Below are 24,183 nucleotides of genomic sequence, written 5' to 3' on the forward strand. Positions count from 1 at the left end.
TACCGCGGTCGACTGCGATCACCGCCGTCGAACGAGCACCACGCTGTCGACGACCTCGTGCGGCTCGCCCTCGGGTGTCGTCGTCGTGCGCGGCCGCAGCTCGGCGGCGCGGACGTCGCAGTCGTCGCCGAGACCCAGTGCGGCGAGGTCTTCCTCCGGCGTCGGGAAGCGGTAGGACCGGAGCTCCTCGGGCAGGTCGGCGTGCGGCGGGGCCGCGTGCGCCGTCACGAGCAGGTGCCCGCCCTCGGCGACGAAGCCGGCCGCCCGTCGCAGGATCGCGTCGCGGGGGATCGGAACCGGCCACGAGTGCAGGAACGACGTCGTGACGAGGTCGAACCGGGCTGCCGTCGTCCAGGTGGCGAGGTCCGCCGCGACGAAGGCGGTCTGCTCGGAAACGCCGGCGGCGACCGCAGCTCGTGACGCGCGTTCGACGGCGGTCACCGAGAGGTCGACGCCGGTGGCCGCCCATCCCTGCTCCGCCAGCCAGACGACGTCACCGCCCTCGCCGCAGCCCAGGTCGAGCGCGCGTCCCGCCGACAGCGACGGCGCGACGTCGGCGAGCACGGCGTTCACCCGACCGGACCAGATGCCGTCGCGCTCGGCGTAGCGGTCCTCCCACCAGTCGCGGAGCGACGCGGACGCGGACGGGGTGCGGTCGTGTGCGTGCATCCCGCAAGTGGACCGCACGGAGGGGTGTCGGTCCAAGCGGTGTTGCCGACCCGGCAACGACGCGAGCGGCGAGGCGGGCGTCCGTCGCGCCTCCAGGCCGCGCCTCCGGGGCCGTGTGTCACGGACCCGCGACGGGTCCCGCGTTCTCCAGGCGCGCGCTCGCCGTCGCCATGTGCGCGTCCATCGCCTGCTGCACCGCCGCGACGTCCCCGGTGCGGAGCGCCTCGTGGATGGCCCGGTGCTCGTCGTACGCGGCCTCGGTCGCCTGGCGGGTCTGCACACGACGCTCCACCCAGACGCTGAGCATCGAGCGGAGGCTCTGCAGCAGGTCGGCGAGCACGGCGTTGTCGGCGGAACGCGCGAGCAGCACGTGGAACCGGACGTCGGCGTCGATGAACGCGTCGGGGTCGTCGAGCGCGTCGTGCTGCCGGTCGAGGTAGGTCTGGAGCTCGTCGAGTTGTTCCGGGGTCGCACGTTGGGCGGCGAGGATCGCGGCGGTCCGTTCGAGCGACGACCGGATCTCGAGCAACTCCCGCGTCCGATCGGACGCGAGCATGAGCCCCCACGACAGCGTCGTCGGCAGCAGGTCGGACGTCCCGCCCTGCAGGTACGTGCCCGAGCCGGGGCGAATCTGCACGATGCCGAGGATCTCGAGCGCGGCCAGGGCTTCGCGGACTGCGGACCGCCCGACCCCGAGTCGCTCGGCGAGGACCCGCTCGGCGGGCAGTCGCGAGCCGGGCGCGAGGTCGCCGGCGGTCAGCAGTGAGACGAGTTGTCGAGCGACCTCGGAGGCGGGGGATCCCGTGGGTACCGACTCGAGTTCGAGGCGGATGTTGAGGGGGTCGTCCGGGCTGAACGCGGGCATGCAGCGAGCGTACCGTCCGGTCAACCGGTTCCGCCGGACGCACGGCCGCGGCCACGCGCCGGGACGGCAGCCGCCGTTGCCGACTATTTGGTCAACCGGTTGACAACTTGGCCATGGCCGCGCACACTGGATCCGGCGCACCGATGCGCCCGCTCCGGCACGAGGCGCAGCAGCACGGCCGGAGTCGCACAATCCCCACCGAGCAGGAGTCATCGTGGACATCCCCGCCACGCGAGGCATCCCCACCTCGGTCGTCGAGAAGACGGCCATCCGCAAGATCGCGATCCGCATCGTGCCGTTCGTGGCACTGATGTTCTTCATCAACTTCCTCGACCGCACGGCGATCTCCTTCGCGGCGCCGAACGGCATGGAGGCCGACCTCGGACTCACCGCAGCCCAGTTCGGGTTCGCGTCGGGCGTGTTCTTCATCGGCTACCTCGTGCTCGAGGTCCCGTCGAACCTGGCGCTCCACAAGTTCGGCGCCCGCGTCTGGCTCGCTCGCATCATGATCACGTGGGGCATCGTCTCGCTGCTCTTCACGTGGGTGCAGAACTACCCGCAGCTCGTCGGCCTGCGTTTCCTGCTCGGTGTCGCCGAGGCCGGGTTCTTCCCGGGCGCGATCCTGTTCCTGTCCACCTGGGTGCCGGCACGCCACCGCGGCAAGATGCTCGCGCTGTTCTACCTGGCGCAGCCGCTCACCAGCGTCATCGGGTCGCCGCTCGCCGGCTGGCTGATGACCCACGAGGGGCTGCTCGGCGGCCTGGCCGGCTGGCGCTTCATGTTCCTGTGCGTCTCGATCCCGGCGATCGTCGTCGGCGTCCTGTGCCTCTTCGTGCTCAAGGACAAGCCGTCGCAGGCGAAGTGGCTCGACGAGGACGAGAAGACCTGGCTCGAGGGTGCGCTCGCCGCGGAGAACCGGCAGAAGGAGGGGACCGGCCACGGCAAGGGTGGCCTCCGGGCGGCGTTCGGCTCCGGTCGGGTGTGGATGCTCGCCGCGGTGTACTTCGGCTTCATCTACGGTCTCTACGCCCTGAGCTTCTTCCTGCCGACGATCGTCGACGGGTTCCAGGAGCAGTTCGGCACCACGTTCGACCTGTTCCAGAAGGGCCTGATCACGGCGATCCCGTACGTGCCCGCCGCGGTCGTCCTCTACTTCTGGTCGCGGGACGCCTTCCGCCGCGGCGTGCGGGTCTGGCACATCGCCGTCCCGGCCCTCGTCGGCGGGCTGAGCGTCCCGGTCGCGCTCTACATGAACAGCCCGGCGGCGACCGTCGCGGTGATCGCGATCACGGCCTGCTCGATCTTCGCCGCCCTGCCGAACTTCTGGACGGTGCCGACGCAGTTCCTCACCGGTGCCGCCGCGGCCGCGGGCGTCGCCCTGATCAACACGATCGGCAACCTCGGTGGCTTCGCTGCTCCGTACATCACCGGCGCGGTCAGCGAGTGGACCGGCGGGTACCAGGTGCCGATGTTCATCGTCGGGTTCTTCATGGTGCTGTCGAGCGTCCTGATGTTCGTGCTCGGCCGGAGCACGAAGCGGAACGACGCAGCGGCCGCGGCCGCAGCCGACGCCGGAGCTGCTCCTCGGACAACCCAGGAGGCCGGCGCATGACCCGCCTGTTCAACGACCCCGCGGACTTCGCGGACGAGATGGTCGACGGCTTCGTCGCCGCGAACCGCGCCCGGGTCCGGAAGGTGCACGGCGGCGTCGCCCGCTCCACGACCAGCCCCGACGGCACCGTCGCGCTCGTCGTGGGCGGCGGCTCCGGCCACTACCCGGCATTCGGCGGACTCGTCGGCCACGGCCTGGCAGCTGGCGCGGCGATGGGCAACCTGTTCGCCAGCCCGAGCGCCCAGCAGGTCACCGCGGTCGCGAAGGCGTCCGAGCACGGCGGAGGGGTACTGCTGAGCTACGGCAACTACGCCGGCGACGTGCTCAACTTCGACGCCGCGGCGCGGGCACTGGCGGACAGCGGGATCGACGTCCGCACGGTGCGGGTGACCGACGACGTCGCCTCCGCCCCGAGCGCCGAGGCCCACAAGCGCCGCGGCATCGCCGGTGACCTCTGCGTCTTCAAGGTCGCCGGTGCCGCCGCCGAACGCGGTGACGACCTCGACGCCGTCACCGCGATCGCCACCCGCGCCAACGACCGCACCCGGAGTTTCGGCGTCGCCTTCTCCGGCTGCTCACTCCCGGGCGCCGACGAGCCGCTCTTCACCGTCCCCGAGGGGCGCATGGCCATCGGCATGGGCATCCACGGGGAGCGCGGCATCGCCGAGGCCGACGTCCCCACCGCTGACGGCCTGGCGGACCTGCTCGTCGACACGCTGCTGACCGAGCTGCCGGAGGCCGTGGGGGCGCACGCCGGCCAGCGCGTCGTCCCGATCCTCAACGGCCTCGGCTCCGTGAAGTACGAGGAGCTCTTCGTCGTCTTCGGCGCCGTGCAGCGGAAGCTCGCCGACGCGGGCACCGTCGTCGTCGAGCCCGAGGTCGGCGAACTCGTCACGAGCTTCGACATGGCCGGCGTCTCGCTGACCCTGTTCTGGCTCGACGAAGAACTCGAACAGCTCTGGGCCGCTCCCGCCGACAGCCCCGCGTACCGCAAGGGCGGTGCCGTCCCGCAGCACCAGGTCGCGCCCGAGGTCCTCGCCGCCGACGAGCAGGCGCCGGTCACCCCGGGCACCGTCGAGTCCCAGGAGTCGGCGCGCACCGTTGCCGACGCCGTCTCGGCGATCCGCCGCACCATCGACGCCCACGCCGACGAACTGGGGCGCATCGACGCCGTCGCCGGTGACGGCGACCACGGCATCGGCATGCAACGCGGGTCCACCGCCGCGGACGCCGCAGCGCAGGACGCCGCCGCGCGCGGCGCCGGCGCGGGCAGCGTCCTCGCCATCGCCGGTGACGCGTGGTCCGACAAGGCCGGCGGCACCTCCGGCGCGATCTGGGGAGCCGCCCTGGAGGCACTGGGCCGCGTCCTCGGCGACGACGACCGTCCGTCGGCCGCCACCGTCCAGAGCGCGGTGCACGCCGCCACCGAGGCGGTCCTCGCGTTCGGCGCCGTCCCCGGCGACAAGACCATGGTCGACGCGCTCGTGCCGTTCGACGAGGTACTCACCGCCCGCGTCGCGGCCGGCGACGAGCTCGTGGATGCCTGGTCCGCGGCGTCCGCGGCCGCGCAGATCGCGGCGGACGCCACGGCGGACCTGCTACCGCGGATGGGGCGGGCCCGCACCCACGGCGAGGACGCCGTCGGCACCCCGGACGCCGGTGCGGTCTCGTTCGCGCTCATCACCGACGCGGTCCTGTCGATCATCGCCGTCCGCGCCTGACCCCCACACGAAAGGCACACCCGCATGAGTGAGCAGCAGTTCCGCATCGTCGTCGGCTCGGACGACGCCGGCTTCGACCACAAGGAGGTCATCAAGGCCGACCTCGCGAAGGACCCCCGCGTGGCGTCCGTCGTCGACGTGGGCGTGGACGCCGATGGCCACACCGCGTACCCGCACGTCGCCGTGGACGCCGCGCGCCTGGTCGCGAACGGCGAGGCCGACCGGGCGATCCTGATCTGCGGCACCGGGCTCGGCGTCGCGATCGCGGCGAACAAGGTCCCCGGCATCCGTGCCGTGACGGCCCACGACTCGTTCTCGGTGGAGCGCTCGATCCTGTCGAACGACGCCCAGGTGCTCTGCATGGGCCAGCGGGTCGTCGGCATCGAGGTCGCCCGCCGAATGGCGAAGGAGTGGCTCGGCTACACGTTCGACCCCGCGAGCGCCAGCGCCGAGAAGGTCAACGCCATCTGTGCTTACGACGGCTCGGCACCGGTCGGGACCGACGCCTGATGTCCGGGACCGCGGCAGCCGCCCCGATCACGATCGGGGTGTCGCTCAAGATGTACTTCGGCCACGCACGGACCCTGTCGTGGGCGGACGCCGTGGCCGACATCGCCCGCGAGCACCCGGCGGTGCAGTCCGGCACGGTGGAGCTGTTCGTCGTCCCGACGTTCCCGTCGCTGGTGCCGGTCCGCTCCGTGCTCGCGGGCACCCCGGTGCTCCTCGGCGCGCAGGACCTGGCGTGGGCCGACGAGGGCGCGTTCACCGGCGAGGTGTCCGGCCGGGAACTCCGCGAGATCGGGGTCGACCTCGTCGAGATCGCACACGCCGAACGGCGCTCCCTGTTCCACGAGTCGGACGACGACGTCGCCGGCAAGGTCCACGCCGCCTTCCGGAACGAACTCCGGCCGCTCATCTGCGTCGGCGAGACGGAGCGCGGGACCGGCGACGCGGCGACGGCCAGCGGGGAGACGACGGCCGGCGACGCGACGGCGACCCACGCGACGGCTGCCGTCGACGAGGTCACCGCGCAACTCGACCGCTTCCTGGCGACGGCGACCGCGGACGGCCTCACCGGACCGATCACCGTCGCGTACGAACCGGTCTGGGCCATCGGTGCCCCGGCACCGGCGCCCGACGACCACATCGTCGCGGTGCTCACCGGCGTCGAGCGGTACCTCGCGACGCGGACGGACCTGCAGGGCAGCACGGTGGTCTACGGCGGCAGCGCCGGTCCGGGCCTGCTCACCCGGGGCGCTGGCCGCATAGGCGGGCTGTTCCTCGGCCGGTTCGCGCACGATCCCGCCGCGATCCGCACGATCCTCGACGAAGCCCAGGCGCTGGCGGTGGCCGCATGACCTCCCTGCTCGGCCTCTCCACGTACGCCTACACCTGGCGGATGTCCGACCGCGTCCCGGAACCGATGTCCCTCGACGACGTGCTCCGCGACGCAGCCGCGCACGACGGCGTCGACCTCGTCCAGATCTGCGACCACCTGCCGCTCGACACCGCGTCGGACGAGCGGCTCGCGGCGATCCGTGCGCTGGCCGACGACCTGGGCCTCGCGCTCGAGGTCGGCACCCGGGGCACGGACCCGGCGCACCTCCACCGGTACCTGCACGTCGCGCAGCGGCTCGGCGCGACGCTCGTCCGGTCGATGTGGAGCGCCGGCGACGACCTGCCCGGTGCCCGCGCGACCGAGCAGCGACTCCGTGAGGCCCTCCCCGCCTACGAGGCCGCCGGTGTGACACTCGCCCTGGAGACCTACGAGGTGGTGGCGACCGCCGACCTCGTCGCCGTCGTCCGGGCCATCGGCTCGGACCACCTCGCGATCTGCCTGGACCCGGCGAACACCGTCGCACGCCTCGAGCACCCGGACGAGGTCGTCGCGGCCGCGGCGCCGTACACACGCAACTGGCACGTCAAGGACTCCGGGTTCACCCGGTCGCCGGGCTGGGTCGGCTTCCAGTACACCGGCGTCCGCACCGGCACCGGGATCCTCGACTACGACGCCGTCCGCGCCGCGGTCGACCCGCACACCCGCGGCGTCAACCGGGTCATCGAGTTCTGGCTGCCCTGGCAGGACGCCTCCGCCGGCGCCGAGCCGCACGAGGGCGAGACGCCCGCACAGACCACCACCCGCATCGAGGCGGCGTGGACCGAGCACACCATCGACTACATCAGGAGCAAGGAATCATGATCGACACCGCCATCACCACCCACACCGTCGCTGCCGGGTCCGGTACCGCCGACGTCACCGTCGCCGTGATCGGTGCCGGCGGCAAGATGGGGACCCGCGTCTCGAACAACTTCGCGAAGAGCGAGTACACGACGCTCTACAGCGAGGCCTCGCCCGCCGGCCAGGAGCGCATCGAGGCCCTCGGGCGGACGCTGACCGACAGCCTCGACGCCGCCGCGGCCGCCGACGTGGTCGTGCTCGCCGTGCCCGACGTCCTGCTCGGCAGCATCTCGGAGCAGCTCGTCCCCGCCATGAAGGCCGGCGCGACGATCCTGACGCTCGACCCGGCCGCCGCGTACGCCGGGCTGCTCGCGAAGCGCGAGGACATCCACTACGCCGTGGCGCACCCGTGCCACCCGTCGGTGTTCCTCGAGCGCACATCGAAGGAGGAGTGGGACGACACCTTCGGTGGCATCGCCGCCCCGCAGGAGGTCATCGCGGCGTTCGACGCGTCCGAGTCGCTCGGTGACGAGGGCGACACGGCCAAGGCCGTCGCCGAGGGGGTCATCACGACCATGTACGCGCCCGTCATCCGGGTGCACTGGGTCACCGTGAAGCAGCTCGCCGTGCTCGAGCCGACCCTGGTCGAGACCATCGCGTGCATGATCGGCGACTTCCTCAACGACGCGCTCGAGGAGACCGTCACCGGCGTCGGCGTGCCCCGCGAGGCCGCCCGCGCCATGCTGTACGGCCACACCTGGATCGCGCTGACGAACGGTCTCCGTGGCTCGAACCCGTTCTCGGACGCCTGCCACATCGCGATGGGCTACGGCCGCGAGAAGCTCATCAAGGAGGACTGGAAGCAGGTCTTCGACGACAGCGAGCTCGACTCCGTCATCGCGAAGATGCTCAAGATCGACGCCGTGCGCCGCTGATCAGGACTCCCCGGACCGGAACGCCCCGCCGACCCCCTTCCGGCGGGGCGTTCCCCCGTGGCCCCCATACCTCCGCCAGATGATCGTCGCGACGCCGGGCACGGTGAGGGCCGCCACCGACGCGGCGAACCACGCGGCAGCTGCCTCCGAGTGCTGCCGCGGGTCCGTCGCGTCCGGCACGGACTGCGGCCCGTACCCGCCCACCGCGGTCGCGTCCGTCACCAGCCGTGCCGACGTCGCCACCGCGTTGCACCGCGGCCGGCCTGGAGGCGCGGGGCGGGCCGGCCCCGTGCCTCCAGGCCGGTGGATGGTGAGCAGCAACCGTCGGGTGGCGCGACCGCACCCGACGATTGCTGCTCACCAAGCGCCGCGCCGCGCCGCGCCGCGCCGCACCCGCGGCCGCGCCCGCGCTACCGCCCGCGCGCGGCGAGCAGCGCGCCCAGCGCCGCGGCACCGCGCTCGGCGTCCGCGACCGTCACCGCCCGCGCACCGCCCCCGCGCAGCCGGGCGACGATGCCCGGCCCCGAGCGCGCCACGTAGGCGACCCCGCGACCGGAGATCCGGTAGCCCCAGCCGCCCCACTGCCCCGGCGACACGTCCTCCCACCCGCAGGACTCGATGCGCTCGAGCGGCACGCGCATGAGCGGGATCCGCGTCCAGGTCGAGGTGAGCCGCATCCCGCGCCGGTCGACGGTGACCTCGACCCGGGCGAGGGCGATCACCGTCAGCCCGGCGAGCAGCATCAGCACGCCCGTGACCACCGCGACGCCGGTGTCCTCCCGGGCCGTCTGCCAGGTCGCCCAGGCCCCGGCCGCCACGACGAGGACCCCGAGCACGGCGAACCAGCGACTCCCGGCCACGGCCCGCCAGGCGATCCGGGCGTCCGGTGCCACCGCGAGCGGATCGACCTCGTGCGCGGGCACCGGGGGAGCGGTGCGGAGCAGGGCGAGCGCCGGCGGGAGGGCTGCCGCGACCGCCACGGCGAGGAACACCACGGTCCACCACCACGGCATGCTCGCCCGTCCTGCCGCGGCGAGGAGCGCGAGCACGACCCACACGCTCGCGGACACCCCGGCGAGCAGGTCGAGCACGAGCGTCACCATCGCGGCGGTCCGGCGGTCCCGGAACCGCAGTGCGCTGCCGGCGACGACGACCGCGGCCAGCACCACTGCCGCCGTGATGCCGAAGAACGGCCAGGGTGAGCCCCAACCGTCCGCCGTGCCGTCCGCGCCGAAGTGCGTCGGGATCCGTGCCGGCAGCGTCGGACCGACCACGGCGGCCACGACGCCGAGCGCCACCGCCAGCGCGACTGGCGGTGCGACCACCGCCGTCCGTGCTCCGAACCCCATCGTCCGTGTCGTCATCGTGCCCCCTTGATCATCGCGTACAGGTCGTCGAGCGGGACCCCGAGGGTCTCCGCCTGCTCACGGAGCTCCGCCACGAGCGTGCGCAACCGGTCGAACGACGCGTTGCCGGACCGGAGCACGGTCGCCCCCCGGCCGCGACGCAGCTCGATGAGCCCGTCGTCCTGCAGCTGGGCGTAGGCGCGGAGCACCGTGTGCATGTTGACGTCGACGGCGGCGGCGAGGTCCCGGGCGGACGGCAGGCGTTCCCCGGTCCGGAGCTCACCGCGGGCGATGGCGTACCGGACCTGGGCGGCGACCTGCTCGGCGAGTGATGCCCTCGCTGCGGGGTCGACGGTGATCAACATGTTTGCATTGTATGTGAACAATGTGCCTGACGTCCGGATCGCGCGGCCTGAGTGCCCCCTCCGTGCCGGTGTCCAGGACCCGCGTAGCGTCGTGTCCAACGACGATCTCTCTCTGCGCCGTTCGTGGCGCTCCCTGACACCCTCCGAGACCCCGAGGCCAGTCCTGGAACCGGCCGCAGTGCGGTCGTGCGGAAGCCGGGGTCGCGGACAGGGAGCGCGACATGACCACGTACGAGTCCAACGACGACGTCCAGCCGGTGCGGGTGACGACCTACCGACACCTCCGGAAGGCGACCCGCCGCGGATGGGTCCTGCCCGTCGAGGCCGAACCGTCCCTCGCCGACCTCGTGAGCAGCAACCGTCCTGGTGCCGGCTGGTCCGGCAACGGCCGACCGGGTGCACGAGCCGGAGCCCGCACGGAGCAGGCGTGAGCACCGCGACGGCCGACGGCCCGCTCGACGACGTCCCGACCGAGGAGCTCCGCCAGACCTCGGTCCGCGAGACCGTCCGCAGCGGCACCGACCCGGACGAGGCGATCGCCTTCTACCGTGACGTCTACGCAAGCCCCGACCTCGCGTTCGTCCTGGACGGGCGCGGATTCGGCTTCCGCTACCGGGCCACCGGCGACGGCCGGGTGAGCCTGCGCACCTCGTCCGTCTCCGTGCGTCGCGTCGGTGTGCTCGCGCCGCAGCGGCAGTACCTCCTGGCGTGGTCGGTGGAGGGCAACGTCACGATCGACGAGGACCTCGACGAGGCGGTGTCGCTGCAGCCGGGCGTCCCCGTGATGCTGCCCGCCGGACGTCCCTTCCACGTCACGGCCGCCCCCGGGACGGTCCACCTCGTGCACTTCGACGCCGACTTCCTCGAGGCCGTCGCCGTCGTCGGCTCCGACGCCGCTCCGATGCCGCTCGCGTTCCCGGTGACCGTGAGCACCGAGCGACTCGCCCCGCTGCAGGCCGTCCTGCGCGAGATCGCCCGCCCGATGCTCGACGTGAGCGTCGTGCACGGCGACCGTGCGGTGCTCGACCTGCGGCTCGCCGAGGCGGCACTCGAGGCGTTCCGGCCGGTCCCCGAAGCGCGGGGGGCGAGCGTGCCGGTGGGGACGCTGGCCCGCGCGAAGGCCTTCATGTACGCCCACTTCGACCGTTCGCTCGCCGCGACGGACATCGCGGTCGCGGCGGAGGTGAGCGTCCGTACCCTGCAGGAGGCCTTCCAGCGCCAGGAGGGCAGCACCCCGATGGGGTACCTCCGCGACCTCCGGCTCGAGAAGGCGCGGCTCGGCCTCCAGCTCGCCGACGCACGGGAGACCTCGGTGGCCGCGGTGGCCCAGTCCTGCGGGTTCCGGCACATGGGCCGGTTCTCCGGGGCGTACTTCAGCACGTACGGCGAGTACCCCGGTGACACCCTCCGCGGCCGCCGCCGGCTGATCGCCGTCGCCGACCGTCCGGAGCGGCGGGTCCCGACAGGCGGCTGACGGTCCACCGGCCGCTTCCGGTCGGTCCTGTGCCGACCATCAGGCGGGCCGGGAGGCGCGGGGCGCGTCCCGTGGTCCCGCCCAGCCCGTCCATCGGTCGCGCGGATACCCTCGGGTGATGCAGCCCGAGACGTGCCCGACGGCGACCGCCGCCGGTGCCGAGGTCGCCGTCCGCGGGGTCGGCACCCCGGTCCTCGTCGTGCACGGCACCCCCGGGGGCATCGACGTCGCCGCGATCATGGCGCGGTTCCTGCCGTCGTCGGAGTTCCGCGTCGTGACGATCTCCCGACCCGGCTACCTCGGGACGCCGGTCCGCTCCGGCGCCGCGACGCTCGACGACGAGGCCGACCTCTACGCCGCGGTGCTCGACGACCTCGGCATCGACCGGGCCGCGGTGCTCGCCTGGTCCGGTGGCGGGCCCGCCGCTTACCGGTTCGCCGTCCGACACCCCGGTCGGGTGCGCTCGCTCGTCGTGGCCGCCGGCCTGACGGGGCGTTGGGCCCCACCCGAGGTCTCGACACCCGAGCGACTCGTCGGGGGCACGCGGTTCGGCGCCGTGCTCGCCCGGCTCGCCGCGCAGTTGCTCCCTCGGCTCGTCGTGCGCACGGCCGTCGGCGGTGTGAGCTCGCTGCGGGGCCGTGCGCTCCGAGAGCACGTCGACGGCGTCCTGGGCGACCCGGACCGTCGGTCGTTCGTGCTCGACCTCGCGGGCACGGGCAACACCTCCGGCCCGCACCGGGACGGGTGGGACGCCGACGTCCGGAACCTCGGTGCCATCGACGACCTCGGGCTCGCCGACGTCCGGGTGCCGACCCTGCTCGTGCACGGCGACGCGGACACCGACGTGCTCCCGTCGCACAGCGCCCGGGCGGCCGCCGAGGTCCCCGGTGCCGAACTCGTCACGCTCCCCGGCGGCACGCACTTCGCGCTCTGGGACCACCCCGGCGCCCCGGCCGTGCAGGCCCGCGTCCGGGAGCACCTGCAGCGCGGCTGACCGACGCCGTCAGCGGGCCGCCAGGGCGCCGAGCAGGGCGTCGATCGCCCGGTCCAGCTCCGGCAGCGTCAGCCCGCCGTAGCCGAGCACGACGCCGGCCGGGGCGCTGCCGGGTGTGACCTCGTACTCGTCGAGCGCACTCACGAGGACGCCGGACCGCGCCGTCCGGGCCACGACGGCCCGTGCGGTCGCCGGACCCGACCACGTCACGACCGCGTGCAGACCGCCGTTCAGCGCTCGTGCCTCCAGGCCGGGGACCCCGGCGAGTCGTGTCGCGATCGCTTCGCGCCGGTGCGTGTAGTCGCGGCGGACCCGACCGAGGTGCCGACGGAGCGCACCGGTCCGCAGCAGGTGCGCGAGCGCGACCTGGACGGTCTCGGCGACCACGGGCCCGCGCGCCGTGCGGGCGGCCGTGACGGCGCCGGAGACCGGGCCGGACGGGAGCACGACGTAGCTGCAGCGCACCCGCGGGTCGAGCGTCTTCGAGAACCCGCCGACGTGCAGGACGACCCCGGCGGTGTCGAGCGCGGCGAGGGCCGGGACGGGGGCGCCGCGGTGCCGGAACTCGGAGTCGTAGTCGTCCTCGACCACGAGCGTCCCGGTGCGGCCCGCCCAGGCGAGCAGTCGGTGCCGCCGAGCCACCGGCATCACCGAGCCGAGCGGGTACTGGTGGGTCGGGGTCACCACGACGGCGTCGACCGGTCCCGCTGCGGCGAGGGCGTCGACGTCGATGCCGTCCTCGTCCACGACGACCCCGACGAGGTCGGCACCGGCGCTCGTCATCGCCCGGCGGCCGGAGCGGTACCCGGGGTCCTCGACGGCGATCCGCGGCGTGCGCCCGAGGTGGTTCCGCAGCGCCTCGGCGACGAGCGACAGCGCTTCCGAGGTGCCGCCGGTCACGAGCACGCGGTCCACGTCGGGTGCGAACCCCCGGCTCAGCCCGAGTTGTGCGGCGACCTGCGCACGGAGCTCCGGCAGCCCGGCGGGGTCGGCGAGCGCGTTCCGCAGCGGTGCGTCGGCGGCGGCACGCCAGGCGGCCCGCCAGTCCTTCGGCGCGATGGCGGTGACCGCGGGGGTCCCGGGGCGGGCGTCGAGCAGACGGCCCGGCGGGGAGGAGACGGACGGGGCGGGGACGGCGGACGCGGGGCCGTGAAGCGCCGGACCGCGGACCGCGGGACTGCTGACCCCGGGACCGTGCGGCACCGACGCACGTCCGGCCGCGCCGACCCCCGCGGCCACCCGTGCAGCGGCCCCCTGCCGGGTCCGGATCCACCCCTCGCCGTCGAGCTGCTCGTACGCGGCGACGACCGTGCCGCGCGCGACGCCGAGCTCCGCGGCGAGCACCCGGGTCGACGGCAGCGCGTCGCCGGCCGTCAGCGTGCCGTCCTGCACGAGCGCACGCACCCGCGCGACCACGCCGGCGGTCTTCCCGGACCGATCCCTGGACTGGTCCACCCGACTCCTGCCGATCTGGTCCACGAACCGGACCACTTCCGACCCTAGCGTTGCCCGCATGCGCACCACGAGCCTCCAGTCCGATGCCGGCACCGACGACGCGACCGCCGCCTCGACCCCGTCGATGACGGTCCGGCGCCTCCGCGACCGCCAGTCGCACGACCCCGCCGATCTGCACGCGATCCTGCGCGAGGCGATCGTCGCCCACGTCGGGTTCGTCCGCGGCGGCCACCCGCTCGTGCTGCCGTTCCTCTGCGGCGTCGGCGACCTCGGTGCCGGGCCGGTCCTGCTGCTGCACGGCTCGACGGGCGGCGGACTCTTCCTCGACGCCGGGGCCGCAGGCGTGCCGGTCTCCGCGACGGTGACCCACGTCGACGGCCTGGTCTTCGCCCGTTCGACGTTCGACAGCTCCGCGAACTACCGGAGCGCCGTCGTCGTCGGCAACGCCACGGTCGTGCCGGAGGCCCAGCGGACCGAGGCCCTGTGGCAGGTCGCCGACCACCTCATGCCGGGGCGCCGCGACGAGGTGCGCGAGATGACAACGAAGGAGGTCCGCGCCACCCAGGTCCTCCAGCTCCCGCTCGACCGGGTGAGCGTGAAGATCCGCGCGGCGGGCGTCGGCGAGGCGATCGACGACGGCGAGGACCACGCCGTCTGGGCCGGGGTCCTGCCGCTGGCCGTCCGGGCCGGGGCACCGCTGCCGGGGGACATCTCGGGGGACAGGGAGGCGGACGGCTCGATCCGTGCGCTGGCCGCCCGTCTGGACGCCCTGGCCACCGACCGGGAGGCGCGGATCGCCGCCGTCATGCGGCACACGGCCGTCTGAAGGTCGGATCCACGGCCGCGAGCCCGGTCCCGGCGGGCTCCGCGGCGGCCCGCATCCTGTGCTGAACCGCAGGAACCCGCCGAACCTGCCCAGCCGCGTCCAGGTTCGTGACCAATACGTTATCCAACCGGGTCACCTCGTCATCTGCTCGGGTCGGCTCGCTCCGACCCGGAAGGAACCATGGGACGCCACGCACTGCCCGCCGCGGCCGACGCCGAAGTCGCCAGCTCGTCCACCCGTGCTCCCGCTCCGCACGACGACCTGCGACGTCCCCGGGGTCGGCGGTCCGCGTTCGGGCCCGCGGTCGCCCGGTCCACGTTCGTCGAGCACGCCAAGCCGGCCCGCACGGTCTCGCTCGCACCGGCGCGTCCGGTGGCCTCGACGGCCGTCGCCGGGTCGGCGGTCCTGAGCCGGACCGCCGCGCTCAAGGCCGAGCGCGCCGTGGACCCGCGACACGTCCGTCGCGCGGCGAACGCCAAGCGCGCCGCGATCCTCCTGGCACCGGCCCTCGCCGTCACCTCGAGCCTGACGCTCGCGATGCCGGCGAACGCGGCCACACCGTCGACCGACGCGCACCACGGCACGACGACCTCGCAGCAGGTCGAGACGCAGCGGTACACCGTCGCCCGGGACGTCCAGGTCCCCGTCGTGCAGACCGACGGCATGACCACCACGACGACGATCGTGTCCTACCCGACGATCGTGACGAAGTTCGGCGTGAGCACCCAGCGGGCGGAGGACGCCATCTCGGCGGTGCTCTCGGCCGGCGGCGACCGCGCGACGATCGTGTCCACCGCGCTGCAGTACATGGGCGACCCGTACGTCGAGGGCGGCGCGAGCCACTCGGGCATCGACTGCTCCGGCCTGACGATGGTGGCGTACGCGGCCGTCGGCATCCCGCTCGTGCACTACGTGCCGACGCAGGACGCGGCAGCGACGACGATCCCGGAGTCGGAGGCGAAGCCGGGGGACCTGGTGGTCTACGACAACGAGGACCACGTCGGGATCTTCCTCGGTGACGGCCTCGTGCTGCAGGCCCCGCACCCCGGCGACCCGGTCGACATCGTGCCGATGTACTCGGCCGCGCACCACTTCGCCCGGCTCCTGCCCGCGGGCGCCTGACGACATCACGTATCCTGGAGTGATGGCCTCCGAGACCCGCACCCCGTTCGAACAGCAGCAGTCTGCTCGTCCGCAGGTGCGCCCACGCACCGAGGGCTGGACGCAGGCCACCGGGTCCGACGGCCGGCCGTTGCTGCAGTTCGCGTCCCCGAAGCGCGGCAAGCCGCCCGTGCACCTCGCCGACATGACCGTGTCGGAGCGCGAGGCCGCCGTGAAGGCCCTCGGGCTGCCGGGCTTCCGCGCCAAGCAGCTCGCGACCCACTACTTCACGCACTACACGTCCGACCCGGACCGGATGACGGACCTGCCGGCCGCCCAGCGCGAGGAACTCGTCGCCGGGATGCTCCCGCCGCTCCTGACCGAGACCCGTCGTCTCGCGACGGACAAGGGCGACACGATCAAGTTCCTCTGGAAGCTCCACGACGGCGCGCTCGTCGAGTCGGTGCTCATGCGCTACCCCGGACGCATCACGCTCTGCGTCTCGTCCCAGGCCGGGTGCGGGATGAACTGCCCGTTCTGCGCCACCGGGCAGGCCGGTCTCACCCGGAACATGTCCACCGCCGAGATCATCGAGCAGATCGTCCGCGCCAACGCCGCGATCGCCGCCGGCGAACTCGGGGGCGACCCACGCAAGGGCGGCAACGACCGCGTCGACGCCGAGCGCGTGACGAACATCGTGTTCATGGGCATGGGGGAGCCCCTGGCGAACTACAAGCGCGTGATGGACGCCGTGCGGATCATGGTGGCGCCGCAGCCGAACGGGCTCGGGATGAGTGCGCGCGGCATCACGATCTCCACGGTGGGGCTCGTGCCGGCGATCAACAAGCTGGCGGAGGAGGACATCCCGGTCACCTTCGCGCTCTCGCTGCACGCGCCCGACGACGAGCTCCGCGACGAACTCATCCCGGTGAACTCGAAGTGGAAGGCCGACGAGGCGATCGACGCCGCCCGCAACTACTTCGTCAAGACGGGTCGCCGGGTCTCGATCGAGTACGCCCTCATCAAGGACATGAACGACCACGCGTGGCGGGCGGACCTGCTCGCCGAGAAGCTCAACAAGCGCGGCAAGGGGTGGGTGCACGTGAACCCGATCCCGCTCAACCCGACGCCCGGCTCGGTCTGGACGTCGTCCGAGGTGCACGTGCAGGACGAGTTCGTCCGTCGGCTCAACGCCGCCGGTATCCCGACGACCCTCCGCGACACCCGCGGCAAGGAGATCGACGGGGCGTGCGGTCAGTTGGCTGCGGCCGAGTAGACGGCTGGTCCGGTCCGGACAGGAGGCACGGTGCGCGTTCGCACCGTGCCTCTCGTCGTTCCCGGGGTCGCGCCCCGTGCCCGGTGCCCGCGTGCCCGGTGCCGGGTGCCCGCGTGCCCGGTGCCGGGTGCCCGCGTGCCCGCCGCGCGTGCCGACCGCCCGCGTGCCGGTGCCCGCGTGCCGGTGCCCGCGTGCCGGTCGCCCGGGTGCCCGTCGCGCGTGCCCACCGCCCGCGTGCTCGGCGCCCGCGTGCCGGCCGCTTCGTGAGCAGAAACCGTCGGGTGCCGGCACCGGACCCGACGTCTTCTGCTCACGATGTCGCCCGATCCCCGTGTTTCCGGGCCTCAGGCCGCCGACACGCCCGGGATGTGGGGCGGGTTGGTGCTCCCGTTCACCTCTGCGTAAAGTAATCACTCGTTGCCGCTGAGGCGGAGAACGGAACGGCCGAGACGGTCACCTGGTCACAGACCCGGAGATCTTGTCCGCCACGGTTCTTCCCCGGGCAACGAAACCTAAGCCTCTCTGCTGACGCCCGTACGGGTTGACGGGGGAGTGCGTCTGGTCCTTGAGAACTCAACAGCGTGCACATTGTCAATGCCAATTTATTGACCCCGTGACTCATCAGCTTTGGTTGGTGGGTTCGGAGACAATTCCTTTTGGATTGAAGATTGTCAGTAGACAGTCAACAGTCAGTTTCAACTCGGTCTGATGCCTTCGGGTGTTGGGTCTGTATTTTTTTACGGAGAGTTTGATCCTGGCTCAGGACGAACGCTGGCGGCGTGCTTAACACATGCAAGTCGAACGATGATGCCCAGCTTGCTGGGTGGATTAGTGGCGAACGGGTGAGTAACACGTGAGTAACCTGCCCCTGACTCTGGGATAAGCGTTGGAAACGACGTCTAATACTGGATATGACTGCCGGCCGCATGGTCTGGTGGTGGAAAGATTTTTTGGTTGGGGATGGACTCGCGGCCTATCAGCTTGTTGGTGAGGTAATGGCTCACCAAGGCGACGACGGGTAGCCGGCCTGAGAGGGTGACCGGCCACACTGGGACTGAGACACGGCCCAGACTCCTACGGGAGGCAGCAGTGGGGAATATTGCACAATGGGCGAAAGCCTGATGCAGCAACGCCGCGTGAGGGATGACGGCCTTCGGGTTGTAAACCTCTTTTAGTAGGGAAGAAGCGAAAGTGACGGTACCTGCAGAAAAAGCACCGGCTAACTACGTGCCAGCAGCCGCGGTAATACGTAGGGTGCAAGCGTTGTCCGGAATTATTGGGCGTAAAGAGCTCGTAGGCGGTTTGTCGCGTCTGCTGTGAAATCCCGAGGCTCAACCTCGGGCTTGCAGTGGGTACGGGCAGACTAGAGTGCGGTAGGGGAGATTGGAATTCCTGGTGTAGCGGTGGAATGCGCAGATATCAGGAGGAACACCGATGGCGAAGGCAGATCTCTGGGCCGTAACTGACGCTGAGGAGCGAAAGCATGGGGAGCGAACAGGATTAGATACCCTGGTAGTCCATGCCGTAAACGTTGGGCGCTAGATGTAGGGACCTTTCCGCGGTTTCTGTGTCGTAGCTAACGCATTAAGCGCCCCGCCTGGGGAGTACGGCCGCAAGGCTAAAACTCAAAGGAATTGACGGGGGCCCGCACAAGCGGCGGAGCATGCGGATTAATTCGATGCAACGCGAAGAACCTTACCAAGGCTTGACATACACCGGAAACGGCCAGAGATGGTCGCCCCCTTGTGGTCGGTGTACAGGTGGTGCATGGTTGTCGTCAGCTCGTGTCGTGAGATGTTGGGTTAAGTCCCGCAACGAGCGCAACCCTCGTTCTATGTTGCCAGCGCGTTATGGCGGGGACTCATAGGAGACTGCCGGGGTCAACTCGGAGGAAGGTGGGGATGACGTCAAATCATCATGCCCCTTATGTCTTGGGCTTCACGCATGCTACAATGGCCGGTACAAAGGGCTGCGATACCGTAAGGTGGAGCGAATCCCAAAAAGCCGGTCTCAGTTCGGATTGAGGTCTGCAACTCGACCTCATGAAGTCGGAGTCGCTAGTAATCGCAGATCAGCAACGCTGCGGTGAATACGTTCCCGGGCCTTGTACACACCGCCCGTCAAGTCATGAAAGTCGGTAACACCCGAAGCCGGTGGCCTAACCCTTGTGGAAGGAGCCGTCGAAGGTGGGATCGGTGATTAGGACTAAGTCGTAACAAGGTAGCCGTACCGGAAGGTGCGGCTGGATCACCTCCTTTCTAAGGAGCATCTGGCATCACGGAAGTGGTGTCCAGGCGCCGGATCGAGACGAACGTTCTCGCCGGTAGCTCATGGGTGGAACATTGACAGTGCAGTCGTCAGCGCAGCTGCCGACCTCAGTACGTTCGGGCTTTCGGGTTCGGGTGGGAACGGGTTGGTGGGAAGCGGGGTGGCTGGTGCACGTTGTTGGGTCCTGAGGGACCAGGCTTCCTGACCTGTGATGGGTTGGGGGTTGAGCCGGCGGAGTGATCCGTCACGGTTCTTCGGTGGGCTGCATGAAGCTGATGCGTGAGTGTCGGGGGAGTGTGGTGCCGATCGTATGTTGAGAACTACACAGTGGACGCGAGCATCTTAGATCGCTCGTGACGATGACCAGGCCTTCGGGTGTGGTGATTGTTCGAGTCGATCGCAATTTTAATCTTTGTGGTCAAGTTTCTAAGAGCAAACGGTGGATGCCTTGGCATCTGGAGCCGAAGAAGGACGTAGAAATCTGCGATAAGCCTCGGGGAGCTGATAATCGAGCTGTGAGCCGAGGATTTCCGAATGGGGAAACCCCGCTGGGCGCTTTTGTGACCTGGTGACTCCCGCCTGAATATATAGGGCGGGTAGAGGGAACGTGGGGAAGTGAAACATCTCAGTACCCACAGGAAGAGAAAACAACATGTGATTCCGTGAGTAGTGGCGAGCGAAAGCGGATGAGGCTAAACCGATCATGTGTGATAGCCGGCGGGCGTTGCATGGTCGGGGTTGTGGGACACGTCGCTCAGTTCTGCCGGACTGGGGCGGTTACAGCGCATCATAGTCGAACCGGTTTGAAAGCCGGGCCGTAGTGGGTGCCAGCCCCGTAGACGAAATGGTGTTATGGCCGGATGTGTATCCCAAGTAGCACGGGGCCCGAGAAATCCCGTGTGAATCTGTCAGGACCACCTGATAAGCCTAAATACTCCCAGATGACCGATAGCGGACAAGTACCGTGAGGGAAAGGTGAAAAGTACCCCGGGAGGGGAGTGAAATAGTACCTGAAACCGTTTGCTTACAAACCGTCGGAGCCTCCTTGTAGGGGTGACGGCGTGCCTTTTGAAGAATGAGCCTGCGAGTTAGTGATATGTGGCGAGGTTAACCCGTGTGGGGCAGCCGTAGCGAAAGCGAGTCTGAATAGGGCGATTCAGTCGCATGTCCTAGACCCGAAGCGAAGTGATCTATCCATGGCCAGGTTGAAGCGACGGTAAGACGTCGTGGAGGACCGAACCCACTTCAGTTGAAAATGGAGGGGATGAGCTGTGGATAGGGGTGAAAGGCCAATCAAACTTCGTGATAGCTGGTTCTCTCCGAAATGCATTTAGGTGCAGCGTTGCGTGTTTCTCGCCGGAGGTAGAGCTACTGGATGGCCGATGGGCCTCAACAGGTTACTGACGTCAGCCAAACTCCGAATGCCGGTGAGTGAGAGCGCAGCAGTGAGACGGTGGGGGATAAGCTTCATCGTCGAGAGGGAAACAACCCAGACTACCAACTAAGGCCCCTAAGCGTGTGCTAAGTGGGAAAGGATGTGGAGTTGCACAGACAACCAGGAGGTTGGCTTAGAAGCAGCCACCCTTGAAAGAGTGCGTAATAGCTCACTGGTCAAGTGATTCCGCGCCGACAATGTAACGGGGCTCAAGCACACCGCCGAAGTTGTAGATTTCGCACACTCGATAAGCCTTCGTGGTTCAGTCGTGCGGAGTGGTAGGAGAGCGTCGTGTGGCGAGTGAAGCGGCGGAGTGATCCAGCCGTGGACGCTACACGAGTGAGAATGCAGGCATGAGTAGCGAAAGACGGGTGAGAAACCCGTCCTCCGAAAGACCAAGGGTTCCAGGGCCAGGTTAATCCGCCCTGGGTAAGTCGGGACCTAAGGCGAGGCCGACAGGCGTAGTCGATGGACAACGGGTTGATATTCCCGTACCGGCGAACAACCGCCCAAGCTAATCCAGTGGTGCTAAGAGTCCTAACCCGGTATCAGCGGATCCCTTCGGGGTGATGCGGTCCGGTCTAACGCTCGACCCCATGCTGGTGCGGTTAGCGTATGAACAGGTGTGACGCAGGAAGGTAGCTGAGCCAGGCGATGGTATCCGTAAGGTGAACCTGGTGTAAGGATGTAGGGCTGACGATAGGCAAATCCGTCGTCTGTACGCCTGAGATCCGACGCGTACCCGTAAGGGGAAATCAGTGATCCTATGCTGCCGAGAAAAGCATCGACGCGAGGTTGCAGCCGCCCGTACCCGAAACCGACTCAGGTGGTCAGGTAGAGAATACCAAGGAGATCGAGAGAATCGTGGTTAAGGAACTCGGCAAAATGCCCCCGTAACTTCGGGAGAAGGGGGGCCGGACACGTGACCGGACTTGCTCCGTGAGCGTTGAAGGCCGCAGAGACCAGTGGGAAGCGACTGTTTACTAAAAACACAGGTCCGTGCGAAGTCGCAAGACGATGTATACGGACTGACGCCTGCCCGGTGCTGGAAGGTTAAGAGGAGGGGTTAGCCTTTGGGTGAAGCTCTGAATTTAAGCCCCAGTAAACGGCGGTGGTAACTATAACCATCCTAAGGTAGCGAAATTCCTTGTCGGGTAAGTTCCGACCTGCACGAATGGCGTAACGACTTCCCAGCTGTCTCAACCGCGAACTCGGCGAAATTGCACTACGAGTAAAGATGCTCGTTACGCGCAGCAGGACGGAAAGACCCCGTGACCTTTACTACAGTTTGGTATTGGTGTTCGGAGTGGCTTGTGTAGGATAGGTGGGAGACTGTGAAGCGGGCACGCTAGTGTTCGTGGAGTCATTGTTGAAATACCACTCTGGTCACTTTGGATGTCTAACGTAGGACCCTGATCGGGTTCATGGACAGTGCCTGATGGGTAGTTTAACTGGGGCGGTTGCCTCCCAAAGAGTAACGGAGGCGCCCAAAGGTTCCCTCAACCTGGTTGGCAATCAGGTGGCGAGTGTAAGTGCACAAGGGAGCTTGACTGTGAGACTGACAGGTCGAGCAGGGACGAAAGTCGGGACTAGTGATCCGGCAGTGGCTTGTGGAAGCGCTGTCGCTCAACGGATAAAAGGTACCTCGGGGATAACAGGCTGATCTTGCCCAAGAGTCCATATCGACGGCATGGTTTGGCACCTCGATGTCGGCTCGTCGCATCCTGGGGCTGGAGTAGGTCCCAAGGGTTGGGCTGTTCGCCCATTAAAGCGGTACGCGAGCTGGGTTTAGAACGTCGTGAGACAGTTCGGTCCCTATCCGCTGCGCGCGTCGGAAATTTGAGAAGATCTATCCCTAGTACGAGAGGACCGGGATGGACGAACCTCTGGTGTGTCAGTTGTTCTGCCAAGGGCACCGCTGATTAGCTACGTTCGGACCGGATAACCGCTGAAAGCATCTAAGCGGGAAGCCGTCTTCGAGATGAGATTTCCATGCACCTTGAGTGTGAGAGGCTCCCAGCAGACTACTGGGTTGATAGGCCGGATGTGGAAGCGGGGACTAGCGACCCGTGGAGCTGACCGGTACTAATAAGCCGAAGACTTGACAACACAATTATTTCCCACACTTCCGGGTGTGGGGCTCGCGTCCACTTTGTGGTTCCCGACAGACGATCGGGAACATGAAACTGAATACCGCGCCGACGCGCGGGACAGCTTTCATGATCCGTCACGGATCATGTCGAAGGTGTTCCGGTGGTCATAGCGAGAGGGAAACGCCCGGTCACATTCCGAACCCGGAAGCTAAGCCTCTCAGCGCCGATGGTACTGCAAGGGGGACCTTGTGGGAGAGTAGGACGCCGCCGGACTCAACGTTGCAACACCAGGGAACCCCTGACCAGCACTGGTCAGGGGTTTTCTGCGTCCCCAAGGGAGTGCGGGGGAGCAATAGGATCAGCCGACGACGGAGGAACGATGACCGAAGCCTGGCCGGCACTGCCAGAGGGCTCCCGACTGGCGCTGCGGGAGATCCTCATCCACGGGGTGCTCTCCCGTGCCGAGATCGCACGGTCGCTCGGTCTGTCGCGGGCGAGCCTGACCCGGGCGATGCGGATCCTCGTGGCGCACCGGTTGGTGGTCGAGGTCGGAACGGACGTGCGTGGTGCCACTGGGCGTCCCTCGGAGTTGCTGCAGGCCAGCACGGGGGTGTGGGAGTTCCTGGGCGTCAAGCTGACGAAGGATCGCCTGTACGCGGCAGTGACGGACCTGGGTGGACGGGTACTGGCGCTGCACGAGGAAGCGATCGTGTCGCCAGCGCCGGACCACCTCGCCGACCAGGTGTCCGCGGTGGCCGACCGGCTCCGGGATGCGCACCCGGCAGTCTGCGCGATCGGGGTCTCGTTGCCGGGCGACGTCGTCGAGCGGGACGGTGCGTCGATCGTGGCGGCGTCGCAGTTCCTCGGGTGGCGGAACGTCCCGTTCGCTGGGCTGGTCGGGGAGCGGTCCGGGTTGACCGTGTTCACGGCGAACGACGTGCACGCGCTGACGGCGAAGGAGCACTGGCTGGGGGCCGGCGCCGGTCGTCGGTCCATGGTGCTCGTGACGGTCGGTGAGGGGATCGGCCTCGGGTTGATCGCCAACGGGCAGGTCTCGACCGGGGCGCACGGTCGGCTCGGTCGGATCGGACACCTGGCGGTGCTCGGCGGCGGCCCGGACTGCGGGTTGGGGCACGCCGGCTGCACCTCGAGCTTCCTGCCGAGTCCGGTGATCGTCCGGAACGCCGGGCGGTCGGGGATGTCGTACGACCAGGTGGTCGAGCTCGCCCGTTCCGGCGATGCCCGGGCACTGGCCGCGTTCGAGGACGCCGGGCGTGCGCTCGGCGTGGTCCTGGCGAGCGCGGTGCTCATCGCCGACCCGTCGGCCATCGTGCTGACCGGTGACGGGCTGCCCGTGTACGACCTGGCGCGGTCCGCGGTCGACGAGTCACTCCGGGCCGCCCTGAAGCCGTACGACGAGCCGGTCACGATCGAGGTCCAGCCGTTCGAGTTCTCCGAGTGGGCGCGCGCCGGTGCGGTCCTGGCGATCCGACGCCTCCTCGACGACTGAGCCGACCGAGCCGACCGAGCCGAGCAAGCCGACTCCGACCGAGCCGACCGAGTCGACCG

Annotated in this window: 18 protein-coding genes and 3 rRNA genes; 16 read left to right on the forward strand and 5 right to left on the reverse strand. The window is 69.3% G+C overall.

Annotation, left to right across the window (positions count from 1 at the left end; translation table 11 throughout):
* Positions 1-18: 18 nt before the first annotated feature.
* Positions 19-669, reverse strand: a complete 651-nt coding sequence (locus ACRQ4B_RS08840) for a class I SAM-dependent methyltransferase (protein ID WP_439694320.1) — start codon at positions 667-669, stop codon at positions 19-21.
* Positions 670-787: 118 nt separating this feature from the next.
* Positions 788-1,534, reverse strand: a complete 747-nt coding sequence (locus ACRQ4B_RS08845; protein WP_439694321.1) for a FadR/GntR family transcriptional regulator — start codon at positions 1,532-1,534, stop codon at positions 788-790.
* Positions 1,535-1,748: 214 nt separating this feature from the next.
* Here ACRQ4B_RS08845 and ACRQ4B_RS08850 point away from each other — a divergent pair, with 214 nt between their 5' ends.
* From ACRQ4B_RS08850 to ACRQ4B_RS08875, 6 genes are read left to right on the forward strand one after another with little or no spacing between them, the layout of a single operon-like run.
* Positions 1,749-3,146: an MFS transporter gene (locus tag ACRQ4B_RS08850; RefSeq protein WP_439694322.1), complete on the forward strand. Its 1,398-nt coding sequence runs from the start codon at positions 1,749-1,751 to the stop codon at positions 3,144-3,146.
* Positions 3,143-4,867, forward strand: a complete 1,725-nt coding sequence (locus tag ACRQ4B_RS08855; protein ID WP_439694323.1) for a dihydroxyacetone kinase family protein — start codon at positions 3,143-3,145, stop codon at positions 4,865-4,867. Before ACRQ4B_RS08850 ends, ACRQ4B_RS08855 begins: the two co-directional genes overlap by 4 nt.
* Positions 4,868-4,891: 24 nt before the next feature.
* Entirely contained in the window at positions 4,892-5,377 is a 486-nt protein-coding gene (locus ACRQ4B_RS08860) for a ribose-5-phosphate isomerase (protein ID WP_439694324.1), read from the forward strand.
* Positions 5,377-6,225, forward strand: a complete 849-nt coding sequence (locus tag ACRQ4B_RS08865) for a triose-phosphate isomerase family protein (protein WP_439694325.1) — start codon at positions 5,377-5,379, stop codon at positions 6,223-6,225. Before ACRQ4B_RS08860 ends, ACRQ4B_RS08865 begins: the two co-directional genes overlap by 1 nt.
* Complete coding sequence (locus ACRQ4B_RS08870; RefSeq protein ID WP_439694326.1) at positions 6,222-7,067, forward strand: sugar phosphate isomerase/epimerase family protein; 846 nt, start codon at positions 6,222-6,224, stop codon at positions 7,065-7,067. The genes ACRQ4B_RS08865 and ACRQ4B_RS08870 overlap by 4 nt, the downstream gene beginning before the upstream one ends.
* Positions 7,064-7,981 (forward strand): phosphogluconate dehydrogenase C-terminal domain-containing protein, encoded by a 918-nt coding sequence (locus ACRQ4B_RS08875; RefSeq protein ID WP_439694327.1) that lies wholly within the window; start codon positions 7,064-7,066, stop codon positions 7,979-7,981. Before ACRQ4B_RS08870 ends, ACRQ4B_RS08875 begins: the two co-directional genes overlap by 4 nt.
* 410 nt (positions 7,982-8,391) lie before the next feature.
* Here the strand turns inward: ACRQ4B_RS08875 and ACRQ4B_RS08880 are convergent, their stop codons facing one another.
* Together ACRQ4B_RS08880 and ACRQ4B_RS08885 are read right to left on the reverse strand one after the other, a co-directional pair.
* The gene (locus ACRQ4B_RS08880; protein WP_439694328.1) at positions 8,392-9,345 is read right to left on the reverse strand and encodes a DUF1648 domain-containing protein; all 954 of its coding nucleotides are present in this window, start codon (positions 9,343-9,345) and stop codon (positions 8,392-8,394) included.
* Entirely contained in the window at positions 9,342-9,692 is a 351-nt protein-coding gene (locus tag ACRQ4B_RS08885; protein ID WP_439694329.1) for a GntR family transcriptional regulator, read from the reverse strand. Before ACRQ4B_RS08885 ends, ACRQ4B_RS08880 begins: the two co-directional genes overlap by 4 nt.
* A gap of 221 nt (positions 9,693-9,913) precedes the next feature.
* Between ACRQ4B_RS08885 and ACRQ4B_RS08890 the strand changes: the two genes are divergently transcribed.
* The 3 genes from ACRQ4B_RS08890 (at position 9,914) to ACRQ4B_RS08900 (ending at position 12,160) form a co-directional block, all read left to right on the forward strand.
* The gene (locus ACRQ4B_RS08890) at positions 9,914-10,123 is read left to right on the forward strand and encodes a hypothetical protein (protein WP_439694330.1); all 210 of its coding nucleotides are present in this window, start codon (positions 9,914-9,916) and stop codon (positions 10,121-10,123) included.
* On the forward strand, positions 10,120-11,166 hold the full coding sequence (locus ACRQ4B_RS08895) for a helix-turn-helix domain-containing protein (RefSeq protein ID WP_439694331.1): 1,047 nt from the start codon (positions 10,120-10,122) through the stop codon (positions 11,164-11,166). Before ACRQ4B_RS08890 ends, ACRQ4B_RS08895 begins: the two co-directional genes overlap by 4 nt.
* Positions 11,167-11,284: 118 nt before the next feature.
* Positions 11,285-12,160 carry an alpha/beta fold hydrolase gene (locus ACRQ4B_RS08900; RefSeq protein ID WP_439694332.1) on the forward strand — a complete coding sequence of 292 codons (876 nt, stop codon included), beginning with the start codon at positions 11,285-11,287 and terminating at the stop codon, positions 12,158-12,160.
* A 9-nt stretch (positions 12,161-12,169) separates the two neighbouring features.
* Here the strand turns inward: ACRQ4B_RS08900 and ACRQ4B_RS08905 are convergent, their stop codons facing one another.
* A complete protein-coding gene (locus tag ACRQ4B_RS08905) occupies positions 12,170-13,651 on the reverse strand; it encodes a PLP-dependent aminotransferase family protein (RefSeq protein WP_439694333.1) in 1,482 nt (493 codons plus the stop codon).
* Positions 13,652-13,673: 22 nt separating this feature from the next.
* Between ACRQ4B_RS08905 and ACRQ4B_RS08910 the strand changes: the two genes are divergently transcribed.
* The 7 genes from ACRQ4B_RS08910 (at position 13,674) to ACRQ4B_RS08940 (ending at position 24,124) form a co-directional block, all read left to right on the forward strand.
* Positions 13,674-14,441 (forward strand): pyridoxamine 5'-phosphate oxidase family protein, encoded by a 768-nt coding sequence (locus ACRQ4B_RS08910; protein ID WP_439691080.1) that lies wholly within the window; start codon positions 13,674-13,676, stop codon positions 14,439-14,441.
* Between the two features lie 180 nt (positions 14,442-14,621).
* Positions 14,622-15,563, forward strand: a complete 942-nt coding sequence (locus ACRQ4B_RS08915; RefSeq protein WP_439691081.1) for a C40 family peptidase — start codon at positions 14,622-14,624, stop codon at positions 15,561-15,563.
* Between the two features lie 22 nt (positions 15,564-15,585).
* A complete protein-coding gene (rlmN, locus tag ACRQ4B_RS08920) occupies positions 15,586-16,818 on the forward strand; it encodes a 23S rRNA (adenine(2503)-C(2))-methyltransferase RlmN (protein WP_439691082.1) in 1,233 nt (410 codons plus the stop codon).
* A gap of 736 nt (positions 16,819-17,554) precedes the next feature.
* Positions 17,555-19,076, forward strand: a 16S ribosomal RNA gene (locus ACRQ4B_RS08925).
* Positions 19,077-19,502: 426 nt separating this feature from the next.
* Positions 19,503-22,630: ribosomal RNA gene (locus tag ACRQ4B_RS08930) — 23S ribosomal RNA — on the forward strand.
* 140 nt (positions 22,631-22,770) lie between these two features.
* Positions 22,771-22,887 (forward strand): 5S ribosomal RNA (gene rrf / locus ACRQ4B_RS08935).
* Together the 16S, 23S and 5S rRNA genes form the textbook arrangement of a ribosomal RNA operon.
* 106 nt (positions 22,888-22,993) lie before the next feature.
* The gene (locus tag ACRQ4B_RS08940; RefSeq protein WP_439691083.1) at positions 22,994-24,124 is read left to right on the forward strand and encodes an ROK family protein; all 1,131 of its coding nucleotides are present in this window, start codon (positions 22,994-22,996) and stop codon (positions 24,122-24,124) included.
* Positions 24,125-24,183: the final 59 nt, after the last annotated feature.

The organism is Curtobacterium sp. SP.BCo (assembly GCF_051903265.1).
Taxonomy (GTDB): domain Bacteria; phylum Actinomycetota; class Actinomycetes; order Actinomycetales; family Microbacteriaceae; genus Curtobacterium.

Coding starts and splice junctions, on each gene's coding strand:
- ACRQ4B_RS08860 (WP_439694324.1), top strand. CDS start 4,892: ATGAGTGAGCAGCAGTTCCGCATCGTCGTCGGCTCGGACGACGCCGGC.
- ACRQ4B_RS08900 (WP_439694332.1), top strand. CDS start 11,285: ATGCAGCCCGAGACGTGCCCGACGGCGACCGCCGCCGGTGCCGAGGTC.
- ACRQ4B_RS08890 (WP_439694330.1), top strand. CDS start 9,914: ATGACCACGTACGAGTCCAACGACGACGTCCAGCCGGTGCGGGTGACG.
- ACRQ4B_RS08880 (WP_439694328.1), bottom strand. CDS start 9,345: ATGACGACACGGACGATGGGGTTCGGAGCACGGACGGCGGTGGTCGCA.
- ACRQ4B_RS08915 (WP_439691081.1), top strand. CDS start 14,622: ATGGGACGCCACGCACTGCCCGCCGCGGCCGACGCCGAAGTCGCCAGC.
- ACRQ4B_RS08845 (WP_439694321.1), bottom strand. CDS start 1,534: ATGCCCGCGTTCAGCCCGGACGACCCCCTCAACATCCGCCTCGAACTC.
- rlmN (WP_439691082.1), top strand. CDS start 15,586: ATGGCCTCCGAGACCCGCACCCCGTTCGAACAGCAGCAGTCTGCTCGT.
- ACRQ4B_RS08855 (WP_439694323.1), top strand. CDS start 3,143: ATGACCCGCCTGTTCAACGACCCCGCGGACTTCGCGGACGAGATGGTC.
- ACRQ4B_RS08875 (WP_439694327.1), top strand. CDS start 7,064: ATGATCGACACCGCCATCACCACCCACACCGTCGCTGCCGGGTCCGGT.
- ACRQ4B_RS08885 (WP_439694329.1), bottom strand. CDS start 9,692: ATGTTGATCACCGTCGACCCCGCAGCGAGGGCATCACTCGCCGAGCAG.
- ACRQ4B_RS08865 (WP_439694325.1), top strand. CDS start 5,377: ATGTCCGGGACCGCGGCAGCCGCCCCGATCACGATCGGGGTGTCGCTC.
- ACRQ4B_RS08910 (WP_439691080.1), top strand. CDS start 13,674: ATGCGCACCACGAGCCTCCAGTCCGATGCCGGCACCGACGACGCGACC.
- ACRQ4B_RS08940 (WP_439691083.1), top strand. CDS start 22,994: ATGACCGAAGCCTGGCCGGCACTGCCAGAGGGCTCCCGACTGGCGCTG.
- ACRQ4B_RS08870 (WP_439694326.1), top strand. CDS start 6,222: ATGACCTCCCTGCTCGGCCTCTCCACGTACGCCTACACCTGGCGGATG.
- ACRQ4B_RS08840 (WP_439694320.1), bottom strand. CDS start 669: ATGCACGCACACGACCGCACCCCGTCCGCGTCCGCGTCGCTCCGCGAC.